The 12,393-nt window shown below is 41.6% G+C and carries 8 protein-coding genes; 2 read left to right on the top strand and 6 right to left on the bottom strand.

From position 1 onward, the window contains the following. The 5 genes from VIM89_RS16800 to VIM89_RS16820 form a co-directional block, all read right to left on the bottom strand. Window positions 1-2,370: a GAF domain-containing protein gene (locus tag VIM89_RS16800; RefSeq protein WP_488157335.1), complete on the bottom strand. Its 2,370-nt coding sequence runs from the start codon at window positions 2,368-2,370 to the stop codon at window positions 1-3. Between the two features lie 125 nt (window positions 2,371-2,495). After that, on the bottom strand, window positions 2,496-5,060 hold the full coding sequence (locus VIM89_RS16805; RefSeq protein WP_488157336.1) for a BamA/TamA family outer membrane protein: 2,565 nt from the start codon (window positions 5,058-5,060) through the stop codon (window positions 2,496-2,498). A 1-nt stretch (window position 5,061) separates the two neighbouring features. Continuing rightward, window positions 5,062-5,664: a phosphatase PAP2 family protein gene (locus VIM89_RS16810; protein WP_488157337.1), complete on the bottom strand. Its 603-nt coding sequence runs from the start codon at window positions 5,662-5,664 to the stop codon at window positions 5,062-5,064. A gap of 17 nt (window positions 5,665-5,681) precedes the next feature. Beyond that, window positions 5,682-7,736, bottom strand: coding sequence for a polyphosphate kinase 1 (gene ppk1 / locus VIM89_RS16815; protein WP_488157338.1), 2,055 nt, complete (start codon window positions 7,734-7,736; stop codon window positions 5,682-5,684). A 6-nt stretch (window positions 7,737-7,742) separates the two neighbouring features. Continuing rightward, a complete protein-coding gene (locus VIM89_RS16820) occupies window positions 7,743-8,978 on the bottom strand; it encodes a Pycsar system effector family protein (protein WP_488157339.1) in 1,236 nt (411 codons plus the stop codon). Window positions 8,979-9,321: 343 nt separating this feature from the next. Between VIM89_RS16820 and VIM89_RS16825 the strand changes: the two genes are divergently transcribed. Together VIM89_RS16825 and VIM89_RS16830 are read left to right on the top strand one after the other, a co-directional pair. Next, window positions 9,322-10,068 (top strand): ankyrin repeat domain-containing protein, encoded by a 747-nt coding sequence (locus VIM89_RS16825; RefSeq protein ID WP_488157340.1) that lies wholly within the window; start codon window positions 9,322-9,324, stop codon window positions 10,066-10,068. A 114-nt stretch (window positions 10,069-10,182) separates the two neighbouring features. Then, window positions 10,183-10,656 (top strand): VOC family protein, encoded by a 474-nt coding sequence (locus VIM89_RS16830; RefSeq protein ID WP_488157341.1) that lies wholly within the window; start codon window positions 10,183-10,185, stop codon window positions 10,654-10,656. A gap of 193 nt (window positions 10,657-10,849) precedes the next feature. Here the strand turns inward: VIM89_RS16830 and VIM89_RS16835 are convergent, their stop codons facing one another. Continuing rightward, entirely contained in the window at window positions 10,850-12,373 is a 1,524-nt protein-coding gene (locus tag VIM89_RS16835; protein ID WP_488157342.1) for an alpha-isopropylmalate synthase regulatory domain-containing protein, read from the bottom strand. Window positions 12,374-12,393: the final 20 nt, after the last annotated feature.

The raw sequence follows: 12,393 nt of genomic DNA on the forward strand, positions 1-12,393 counted from the left end.
CTAAACAGCAATCCGATTTTTTTTAGAGGCGAGTAATTCCTGGTAAAGCCCCTCGTAGGAGAAGTCTTGTGATAAAAATCTGCTCGTTTCGTAGGCTACGCCAATACGCAGTGCTTTAAGTCCGGATACAGCCTGCAGGTCTTCCACGTCAAGATGTTCTACCTTGTAAGTTAATATCCCTGCTGTCTGCAGAATGCGGATATAACGGTTATACTCTGCTTCTTCCTCAGCTTTTGAGTATACGATGGTGATAGTACCTTCTGAAGTAATACGTTCACGGGTGCCTTTTATGTAAGCTTTATCGATGCGTTTTTTGATCACTTCATAACGGATATTATAGGCACCGTCCACATCAAAGTGTTTTTCATCCATCCGGAAGCGGATAGCAATAGGCGCGCTGAAAACCAATATCAGCGATGTTACTCCCAAATGATATGGCAATATATGTTTTAACCGGTGCTGTTCAATTTCCATTTCGGCGGTAACCAGTAATTGCCATAGGCGCAAACGTTCCAGGTCAGCAACATCAAATTTATTATCAGGTGTTATCGAACTACCGATATATAAATTATGCTCGACCCCATCGGTTTTAAATCGCTCAAAATAATGAGGCAAGTGCTTTTGGACCTCCGCCTGCCGTTCATCCAGAATGGTAATGAGCTTTTCATTTACCAGCGCCAGCGTTTTTTCATAGTTGCGGCGGTTGGTGTAGAAATCGCCTGTCAGTGGATTGGATCGTTCAAAATAAGCTTCAATATCATTCCTGAATGACCCCTTTACCTTTGAAAACAGCGGGTAAATATTAATATCGATATAATGCAAAATATTTTGCTCTGTATCGGCTTTGACCCCTGATGAAAGTTCATTAATAAAGCCCTTTAGATCGGACAGATATGATTCAGAATGCTTAAGCGCACCTCCCAATTCCAACTGCTCCAGTAATATGATAAGTTCGTTAAGCTGGTTTTTGAGGTCATTCTTAACACTCAGATTCCTGGTGACTGATGAATTTTTGATGTCGACTTCACCATAAAGTGGGTAAACGTTCTTAAAAGTAATTTCTTTCAGATCATAAGCCAGCCCCAGGTTAAGATTATAGATATAATTCATCGCTTCGCGCCTGAACTTCCAGTTCACGCTTGGGTGCATATTGGTATAGTTCTTTTGTATAACCGAATCTACCCTGTTTTGATATTCTTTGATTTTATGGTCGATGGTATCAACAAAAAACGGCATCACGATTTCCAGACGGTGCGCGTTTACGCTGTTCAGAACATTGACTTTTGATGAGACCAGCTCCATTATCCCCAGCAATGCGCCATCTTTGATGAGTGGTGCAAGGATAAAACTTCCGATACCCTGATCCTTTAGCCGGGCTGCCCCCAGGTTCAACGGATCATTTGCCGAATATTCTGCCACATCAGATACAGCATAGTATTCGTGTTCATTGATCAGGTTTTGATAAGAAGCTTTTGAAAGTACAGTATGGCATTCGCCCTCATCCTTATCCGGCAATAAAAAGCTGCGTATTTTTTTTCCAAACACCCTGCTGGTGAACTTGCCCTCGGTTTTACTAAACGCTGTAAACCCAATCCGGAGATCAGGTATTTTATAGATCGACCTGAAGGCAGAGTCGATTATATTCTGCATGTCCGGTTCGGCCGCCTCCGACAGCAGGCTTGTTTTCAATATAGCCACAGCATTTTCAGTTGTAGCATCAAACAGGCTGACAAGTGCAAAGCCTTTCAATATCCAGCTGCCTGCCGGGAATTTCTCTTTCCATAGTTCCAGGTCATCGTAATTATCGATCAGTAACTTGATATCTTCTTCTGTCAGCTTAACAGATTTCTCAGTGGGAATAACTTCAAGAAATTCGGCATTATATAAAATGCGGTAATGTTTTATAATGCCATCTGCCGCAGGTATATCGTAAAAAAGCGGTTTAGAAAAATCCAGGTCAGTACCGTAAAACATATTGAGAATCATGCAGCAACTGCCAACGTAAAACTGGTGATCGTTAAAGTCGCGGATGTTGATCTCGAAAGACATCCCCGCCGCTTTCAGAATATTGCGGAACCTTTCTGTCTGGTTAAATATCAATCCCTGGTATGGAATGCTTACCCCTTTTATCTCATTGTAAGTCAATAAAGGCGGAAACAGGTCGATCAGTAAACGGGAGATCAGTTCCTCATTCTCTTTTAATTGCGATATGTCAGTGATTCCATCCCTCAATTCAGGATGTGCATTTACTTCGTCCAGCAATTTCCCGGCGCCCGCATTATTGGGTGTAATCCCTTCCAGTTGCTCTATCACCTTGTGAAAGGAGAGCTTTATCTGGAACGGATTATCAAAAAATTGTGGCAGCAGCATATTTTTACAGGTTCTGTATCACCAAAGTTATACAAAAAACAACCAGTCGGTAGTTTACCTGTAAGTTTCTGACAAGCAGATGAATATAAAATGTCTTTTATTAAACATAGCCGTCAAAGTATCTGCTAAAAGCGCAATAACAACGAAAAATACGGATACCAGCCCTCTGTCGAGTGCGCTGCAACAACCTGGAACAGCGTCAGCCCTGCGGGCATAAAGTAAATACCACCGCCTTCGCCAACATGCCATTCATCCGAGTTGTCATTGTCAATCCACACCCTGCCGGTATCAAAAAAGCCTGTTAAACCAAGTTCTCCCGGCAGTACATAGCTCGCTAAGGAGAATAATTTAATGCGGGCTTCAAAATTATTATAGGCTACGTCCTTACCTGCAAAGCGATAGGCTCTGTATCCCAACAGATTACCCTGTCCGCCCAAAAAAAGCGACTGGTAAAACGCTGCATCACCGAAGGTCGCCCCACCTCCTATCCTGTCAGCCAAGGTGATCACAGTGTCTGCAAAATGGACATAAAATGCTGCCTCGCCGGTTATTTGAGTAAAACCTCTGGAATAACTATTCAAACCTGCCATACTTTGCAGTTTGATATTCAGGTATGTTCCTTCAGTTGGCAATAATTTATTGTTACGTCTGTCATTGATCAAAAGCGCTGTACCACCCAGGTGAATCTTATCTTTTGCGATGGTCAAACTGTCGTATGAATGGATAAGTGACGTGTTTTCTATAAGTCTGCCTGTATTATCTTCGGGATTAAAATGATAATACTGGAATGACGGGCCAATACTAAAGCTAAACCCTTTTTCGTTTCTCCATCTCAATGCCGGGTCAAGCAGGTAAGTGTTGAACCGGGTTCGGTAATACCTTACATAATCACCTGTTTTGTCGAACAGTGTTTCGTTACCCAAACCAAAAAAGTTAATGGTATTATTTGGAGCTTTTACATTCGCATCGATCAATATGTCTGTGTTATTGATAGCATGCACCCATTCCCCGTGATATTTTACATCAAAGGCCTGTGTGGAAAACGAATGCGTCACCATCAGTTCCTGTATCTGGCTGTAAGGTTTTGTGCGGAAGCCATCTTTACCGGTATACCTGAAACCTAATCCCAATAAGAAGCCATCATCTTTATTGATCTGCACATTAGCCAAAGGTGCCCATACATGTACAAGATTAACAGGTAAAAAAGCGGTGGTAGCGCTATCGTTTTTAATATGCAGGCTGGCTTTAGATGCCTCACCGCCGGTAAGGGTTATATTTTGCTTGTCTCTATCGTATATCTTAACTGTATTTGCCGACTTTTCAATATTGTAGTCTTTATGATCAAGACTATCTATAAATCTTAATTTGATGGGCGATTGACTGTTGTTTAAAACAACCTTGTCTTTACCCGCGCCCATATAAAACCTGATTTCTTGGGTAATTTTCGGATCGAAATTCCCTTCAAATAAAACATCTTTTACATCGCCGTCTTTGTTGACCTTATTGATGACCACATTAAGGCCATTATTCGGCGCATCTTTTATTGTCAGTAATTCATTTTTATTACTAACGTGCATATCAATTATCCGGCTGAAGAAGTAGTAATACCATGAAAAAGCTGCCGGCAAGTTGCTGCGTCTTTCTTTCAGTTCACTTAATAGCCAGTCGTGCCTTAGCTTATAGACTTCCTTAGGCAATCTTTTTAAGCCGGCTTCCAGTACGGCATCAGTTTCTTCAGCGCAGAAATCGTTGACCACCTTCATCCACTCTTCATAAGTCATGCGTTGGTAAGGGAATCTGTCGAACCATGAAGATGCAATGAGGGAATATCGTATATCCCTAATTTTGCCCCCGAAAGTTTGCAGATAAGGCCCTACCCAATCTCTTGAAGCCAACCATGGCACTACTCCGGTATTATAATACATCGCCTGGTCTCTGTCGCGTGGTACAGGCGTATAAATTCTCTTCTTATCGTCCTTTTCCTTAGTAAAGCGCCAGTTATCGTCGTGCCTGTCCCAGTCGCCGATCAAAACATCAAGGCATCTGGCTTTCAGAAAGGCTTTAGCATCAAACGAGTAATCATTGTCGTCATACATATTGCGTATAGCCTCCAGGGTATTGTCCGATTTCCCGGTTGGCTCACGCTCCTCAAATAAGCAAACTTTATTTTCGATCAAAGGCAGGAATTTACCTAACGCTTTATCCGGCGAAACTACGCCGATTACAGGTGTAGCATGAGGTATGCCGGCTGCTTCAGCCAATGGCGGCACAACAAGAGCTGAAAAAGGATGCTGAGCACTCATGGCGTCAATAAACAATTCGCGGGCAAAGGTTTGCTGAAGCTCCAGCGGCAATATTTTTACCGGGTCTTTCTCAACGCTACGCAGGACCCATTCCTTTCCTGTCGGGTCGACTAGTCTTACCGAGGTAGTCTGAAAGCCGCCACCTTTTCGTTCAGGCGTCAGCCCGCCCTTCATCTCTGATATCCTGAATACAGGCAGCTTCACAGCCATGCCCCATTCTTTGCGGTAGCCTTCGCCAAAGAAAAAACGGTGCACACCGGATACCTGGTCATATTTTTCGTGAACTTTTACTACAATACTATCTTGCGTGATCGTCTTAATGTCGTCCTGTGCCCGGACAACAATGCCGGACAGAGCAAGCGAAAGGATAAGGAGAATCTTCTTCATATTATTTCATATTATAGCTTTTCAATACATTAATGCTGAATTTGTGACTGATGACGCCGCTTAATATTCCAAGCACCGTACCCGCCAAAACATCCGATGGATAATGTTTACCTAGATACATCCGTGAAAATCCAACCGAGCCCGCCCATAAAAATGCCGGACCGGTTACATACCATTTTTTATATTCCAGAGCCAGTGATGTAGCCGTAGCAAAAGCTACTAATGTATGACCTGAAGGAAATGACGGGTCCTTTGTATCGGTATCGCAGAATATAACCCCCGGATACCTAACGGAAGGGCGTACTTCTTTAATGGTATATTTTAATACCTCTCCTATTAACCCGCTAATTCCTATGCTCATCAAAGTTTCGTAAGACCGGTTCCGTGTTAATCCGCTTCCCTGGAAAACCCCATAAGAAAATTGGCCTAAAGCAACAGTAGCGGGGATATAATAAAGAGAGTTACTGGTGTATTGCCAATATTTTGAATCGGGATGTTCGGGATTGATTGCCTTTAGTACGTCGACATCAAGGTTTTGGGCAAACAGCCTTGAGCCGCAAATGAGCAGCAGGATAATTGTGATATAGTATCTGATAAAATGCATAATGAAGCTTGGTTCGGCTATTGTAAAATGGGTTCCCGGGCTTTGTTTTTAAATAAAAGATATATCTGTTTTTGTGATTCATTCAATGGCTCATTATTTTCTATCTTCACATTATTCAACTTTTGATCGATCTGTACGGCCTGCACATTATCCTTTAATTGCAGATTTAGCATCTCGATGATCTGTGCCTTCATGCCTGGCTCTGTCACCGGGAAGCATACTTCAATACGGTGATAAATATTCCGGTTCATCCAATCAGATGATCCCATGTACAAATCCTGCTGACTATTATTATGAAACAGGAATACACGGCTATGCTCAAGATACCTGTCCACTATCCGGATAATGCTGATGTTCTCGCTCAAGCCTACAACACCCGGCACAAGGCAACAGATGCTACGGACTATCATTTTTATCTTCACCCCTGCCTGCGATGCTTCATAAAGCTTATTGATCAGCACCCTTTCCTCCAGATTATTCATTTTGATGATAATGGATGCTGCCAGGCCTTTTTTTGCATTGGCAATTTCCCGGTTGATCAGTTCAAGAAACCTGGATTGCAGATTGAATTTTGCTACCAGCAAATGCTTAAAGTCTATCTTATCTTCAGTACCGGGCTTTTTCCTTTTCAGTAAGAAAATAAAAAGCAGCTCCACCTCGCGCAGTATTTCGTGATCGGTGGTGATCAGTATATGATCGGTATAAAAGGCGGCTGTTGTTTCATTAAAATTACCGGTGGAAAGCAAGCCTGAATAATTGCTGCGACCATCAATATTTCTTTTTACCAGGGCAACTTTGGCATGCACTTTTAAGGCTGCTACGCTATAAACGATCCGCACCCCGGCGTTCTTCATTTTCTTAGCCCATTTGATGTTATTGGCTTCATCAAATCGTGCTTTGAGCTCAATCATCACGAATACCTTCTTGCCATTTTTTGCAGCACTGATCAGGGCATTTACAATTCTTGAATTGCTGGCTACACGGTATAAGGTAATGTAGATTTCCTCAACAGCCGGATCAATCGCCGCTTCATTAAAAAATCGTAATATGGTATTATAAGATTGATAAGGAGCGTGGATACAGATATCTTTCTTTTTTAACTGATCAAATAAGGGCAATTGATAATTAATCTCTTTATTTGGCAATGCGGGCCAATCATCATAACTGAGTGCAGGATTTTTCACCGGTATCTGGCCAAGGTCTTTTAAGTTATGATACCTGCCTCCTTCTGTAATACTATCTACCGATAAATTAAGGCGGCTTTGAATAAGATATAGTAAGCGCAAAGGCAATCCAGGTTCATAAAGGAAACGTGTAGCAAGGCCTGAGTCTCTTTTTTGCAGTTCGTTTTCTATCCCTTCTAACATATCGCCCGAATATTCATCTTTTACATCGATCTCCGCATCTCGGGTTATTTTGATACTGAAACAACCTTTAACAGTTGCGTCTTTGAATATTTTACCAAGGTTAAACCTGATAATATCATCCAGGAATATGACATATTGTGTTTTATCAATATTCAGCGAATAAAACCTTGATAATTGATCGGAAGGGATATTGAGGATCATATTTCTTTCCAATCCGTTCTGCTCAATTATTACCAGGAAGTATATCTTATTATTTTCAGGAAAGAACGGCTTACTATTATCTGACAAGTCGATCGGTTGTAAAAAAGCCATCACCTGGCTGTGCAGATAATCATTAATCGCCGTCAATATTTCATCTGGCAGTAGCTCATGGTATAATAAGTGAATATTATTCTTTTTAAGCGATGGAATGATTTGTTGGGTAAGCGTCTGGCCAAATAATTCCAGTTGCGCATTTATTACCCTCCTTGCTTCCTGCAGATTTGTGCTGCTCTGTTCCTCATTGCCCTCACCTGACAAATGATGTAAAGCCATCTGCACAGGCATACGCACCCGGTAAAACTCATCCAGGTTAGACGAATAGATGGATAAGAATTTGATTCTCTCCAGTAAGGGCACAGTTGCTTTGCCTGCTTCGCGCAGTATAAGCTCATTAAACGCCAGCCAGCTTATATCACGGTCGAAGTATCGCACAGGTGTTTCCATAAATGGCTATTTAGGAATTACGGGTACAGGTTCGCTGTGAAACATCACAGCAATAACAAAGGCCAGTACCGACAGGATCAGCCCAAACATAAAAATATTGTAGGCTATCCTTAACTGATGGTATTTTCGGCCCAATACAACGCCTTGTGAATACACATCCATTATCAGCGTATGATATAACAGGTCTTTATCAGCCATAACCTGTTGCATTCCTGTCGAATAGTCATCCAGTTTCATTTTATAGAAATTGCCAAAAAACAGCAGGTTTACTTTTTTCTCGGCAATATCTTCGGTAGAAAAAACGCCCTGGGGTATAGATGGCCGTGTGGCGAGAATTGAAAAAATTATACTTAGCACACTTACGGTCAGCAGCATAAATGTGGGGATAACAATAAAGCTGTTGGTATCCAGTTTACGCAGTACCAAACTGATAATAGCAGAGAGGATAATGGAATTAACTGTGATCAGGATATGTGCCTTACCGTCGGCCATATCGCTCAGGCGCTGATTATTGCCTGAGGTGATGCGGAACATAGTCTCGATCCCGCGTTCCGGGGTATCTTTATTCTTTTTGGCACGTTCAGCATGCTCTGCATGCTCTTCGTGAGCAACCTGTGGCAGATCGGCTTCTAACTTTTTCAGGTCCTCTTTATTCAATCGTTCTTTTAACTTCTCTATATTCTGTTTCTTTTTATCATTCAGTAAAACGTTGCAGTAATCGGTAAAATAATGATGTTGCTCCATAAATTCAACCGTTTTTAACCGCCAATCTTCCTTTGATATTTCTTTATTTGTCGCAGCTTCTATTTCTTTTCGCAGTAGTTTACTTTTCTCAGGGAAATTATCCGTTCCCAAATGAAACATATCCGCATCGGATATAATTTCCTCCAGCAAGCTTTGAGGATTTTGTGGCATCTCCGTCGCCATAATACATTGATTGATCCTGGCGATGGTTTCCTGGTCGATCCCTTGCTGTCTTAAATAATTATCAGCAACCTTTACACTTTCCCTTTCATGATGATCACGTGTCTTCAGGTAACCGGTATCATGAAACCACGCTGCGGTAACTACCACAAAAAAATCGTTATCGGATAATTGATAGTGATTGGCGATCTGGATGGTGGAGTCGACAACAAATTGGGTATGCGCTTTATTGTGATAAGGCAATCCGTTATCAGCATGCCCGCCGAACATCGACGTTACATACTGGGCTACTTGTTCGAGTAAGGCTTTGTAATCCATCGGCAAAAAATTTGATTCCGTTTGAGATAGCTGTTGAAACAGGCAGTTTTAAGCCTAAAACTACAACTAAAGGTCGAATATTCCTATCTCCTTAAAAATATGTATTGTATAAGCACAGCAATATATTTTTGTACAGTATGTGATTTCAAATCATATACCAATAATTAAAACTTTTGATTTAAAATAAATTAGCCAGTATTCGGGAGATATGACTAACGATATTTCGTCAATAAATAAAATTAAAATGGCTAAATAAAGCGATAGTATTCTGTCATATTATTTAAAAAAATGACAGGAATAATAGATAATTCTTAACTTCAAATAAGGATTTATGTGACCTTATATGCCTGATTATACCCAAATGCTATATGATATCGAGGTGCATTCTGTTGAAGGTATCAGACGGTATTTTGATCAGGGTGGCAATCCTAATGAGGTACATGATGGCGTTCCTTTATTTACCACGATGGTAGAGATGTACTTCCGATCAGCCAGGTTTAAAGATTGTATACAGGTATTTATCGATCGTGGTCTTGAATTTGAAGACCAGGCTTTACTGGCTGTTTTAACTGATAATGATGAGCGGCTGGAAGAATTATTAAAAGTCGACCACCATATCGTTAACCGGACATATTCTCAATTCAATAACACTTTCACGCCATTAAAAGGTGGCACACTGATGCATTTTTGCGCCGAATATAATTGCGTGGCCTGTGCTGAGGTATTATTACAATACGGGGCTAATATAAATGCCCGGGCAGGTTTAGACGAGCACGGTTTTGGTGGGCATACGCCTATTTTTCACACCGTTAATCAGCTTCTGAATAACTCCAAACAAATGATGCACTGGCTGTTGGGTAACGGCGCCGACCTTGGTATCACCGTTAAAGGACTGATCTGGGGTAAAGGATATGAATGGGAAACTTTTATTCCATCAGTAAATCCAATCAGTTATGCCATGATGGGCGTGTTGCCACAAATGCACCGCAAAGATATTACGGTAACAGAAACAGTATCTCTGTTGATGAAACACGCTTACGGCATCGACTATACTCCAGGCAATGTTCCTAATGCCTATCTGAAACATTAACCGATTGTCGGATTACAACCCTCTTTTTGTCGCACTCAGGTGTTCCGGGTGGTAATTTATCAGTCTAACTTTGGTTTAACATATAAATTATAAAACGCAAAAAACAATCTGACTATGCAAAAGATAACACCGTTCTTATGGTTTGACAATCAGGCCGAAGAAGCAATGAATTTTTATACCTCTGTTTTTAAAGACTCCAAAGTTGGAGACGTTAGACGCTACAAAGCTGCAGGTCCGGGTCCTGAAGGGAGCGTTATGACAGCTTCATTTGAGTTACTGGGTCAGCAGTTTATTGCACTAAATGGCGGACCTTTATTTAAATTCTCACCCGCTACCTCCTTCTTTGTAAGCTGTGAAACGCAGGAAGAAGTAGATTATTACTGGGAAAAATTAGGCGAAGGCGGCAATACTAACCGGTGTGGCTGGCTTGATGATAAGTTTGGTGTTACCTGGCAAATTGTACCCACCATGCTGGATAAGGTGCTTCAGGGCAGCGAACCGGAGAAAGCAAACCGTGCCATGCAGGCCATGCTAAAGATGACGAAGCTGGATATTCAGAAATTGCAGGATGCTTATGATGGGAAATAAATCGCTTTAAGAAGGAGGCGCCTACGGAGCCAAAATGATTCGTTGTTCTTTCTATAAACAGGAAGCTCCTCTGGAGCTAAAGTCCAAAAATGATTGACTCCATAGGAGTCGCCTGTTTATAGCATTAGCAAATAAAGCAATTTGGCACCAGAGGAGCCTCCTATCGTCAACATGATTTTAAAAAGGATAAACCTCAGATTAAATTCAGCATCTTCTGAGTAGCCTTAATAGCAGCTACAGTTTGGTCGCTATCCAGTCCTCGAGTTTTAAATTCCCTGCCTTTGCAATCCCAGGTAATAATGGTTTCACACAAAGCATCTGATTTACCACCCGGTGGGATACGTACTGCATAATCAGTTAATAAAGGTAAATCCAACCCTTTTTTCTTATAGATTACCTTTAAAGCATTCATAAATGCATCATACTGACCATCACCCTGTGCGTGTTCTTCAAACTCTTCGCCATTGACATCAATTCTTAAGGTAACCGATGGTCGAAGATCTTTTGAATGGGTAAGCACATAGTTTTTGATATGAACTTTCTGCTCTATGGTGTTGCTGTCGAGAATATCAGAGATAATATAAGGCAGATCGGATTGGGTAACCACCTCTTTACGGTCGCCTAACTCAATAATCTTTTGGGTAACTTTTTTCAGGTCCTCGTCTGATAAACGGATACCTAGTTGCTGCAGGTTATTCTCGATATTGGCCTTGCCACTGGTTTTGCCCAAAGCATATTTACGCTGACGGCCAAAGCGCTCTGGCATCAGATCGTTAAAATAAAGGTTGTTTTTCTTGTCCCCATCGGCATGGATTCCTGCAGTTTGGGTAAACACATTTTCCCCTACTACCGGCTTATTTACCGGTATTCTGAATCCTGAGAAAGTCTCTACCAGTTTACTTACAGAGTACAATGATTTCTCCTCTACTGAGGTCTGCACGTCCTGCACATAATCATTCAGCACAGCTATGGTACTAGCCAAAGGTGCGTTACCTGCGCGTTCACCCATACCATTGATGGTGAGATGCAAGCCTTTTACACCTGCGTTTACGGCTTCCAGAACATTGGCAATACTTAAATCGTAGTCGTTATGCGCGTGGAAATCAAAGTGAATGTTAGGGTATTTAGGAATGATTGCATCTAAATACTTTCTTGTCTCAGATGGGATCAATACACCCAAAGTGTCAGGAAGTAATACCCTTTTAACGGGCTGCGTCGCAAGGAAATTAAGATACTGGAAAACGTACTCCTGCGAATGGCGCATGCCATTGCTCCAGTCTTCCAGGTACACGTTAGTCTCTATGCCATTTTTTGCGGCGTAGGCAATCACCTCAGCAACTTCTTTAAAATGTTGCTCAGGCGTCTTCTTAAGCTGATAAGTTAAGTGATTTAATGAGCCTTTAGTAAGCAAGTTCATCACTTTGGCGCCTGCCTCAACCATCCAATCCACGGATGTGGTACCGTCCACAAAGGTCAATACTTCAATTTTATCAATAAAGCCATTTGCAGCTGCCCATTCGGTAATTTTCTTCACCGCTTTGAACTCACCTTCTGACACACGTGCAGAGGCAATTTCAATGCGATCAACTTTTACTTCGGTTAATAAAAGCTGTGCTATGGTTAATTTCTCGGACGAAGAAAAGGATACCCCGCTGGTTTGTTCACCATCACGCAGGGTTGTATCCATTATTTCTATATGGCGTTGCAACTGGCTCATTGTAAAAAATATTGCTGCTG

It is taken from the genome of Mucilaginibacter sp., assembly GCF_036568825.1.
In the GTDB taxonomy this organism is placed as follows: Bacteria; Bacteroidota; Bacteroidia; order Sphingobacteriales; family Sphingobacteriaceae; genus Mucilaginibacter.

Coding starts and splice junctions, on each gene's coding strand:
- VIM89_RS16805 (WP_488157336.1), bottom strand. CDS start 5,060: ATGAAGAAGATTCTCCTTATCCTTTCGCTTGCTCTGTCCGGCATTGTT.
- VIM89_RS16800 (WP_488157335.1), bottom strand. CDS start 2,370: ATGCTGCTGCCACAATTTTTTGATAATCCGTTCCAGATAAAGCTCTCC.
- ppk1 (WP_488157338.1), bottom strand. CDS start 7,736: ATGGAAACACCTGTGCGATACTTCGACCGTGATATAAGCTGGCTGGCG.
- VIM89_RS16810 (WP_488157337.1), bottom strand. CDS start 5,664: ATGCATTTTATCAGATACTATATCACAATTATCCTGCTGCTCATTTGC.
- VIM89_RS16830 (WP_488157341.1), top strand. CDS start 10,183: ATGCAAAAGATAACACCGTTCTTATGGTTTGACAATCAGGCCGAAGAA.
- VIM89_RS16825 (WP_488157340.1), top strand. CDS start 9,322: ATGCCTGATTATACCCAAATGCTATATGATATCGAGGTGCATTCTGTT.
- VIM89_RS16835 (WP_488157342.1), bottom strand. CDS start 12,373: ATGAGCCAGTTGCAACGCCATATAGAAATAATGGATACAACCCTGCGT.
- VIM89_RS16820 (WP_488157339.1), bottom strand. CDS start 8,978: ATGGATTACAAAGCCTTACTCGAACAAGTAGCCCAGTATGTAACGTCG.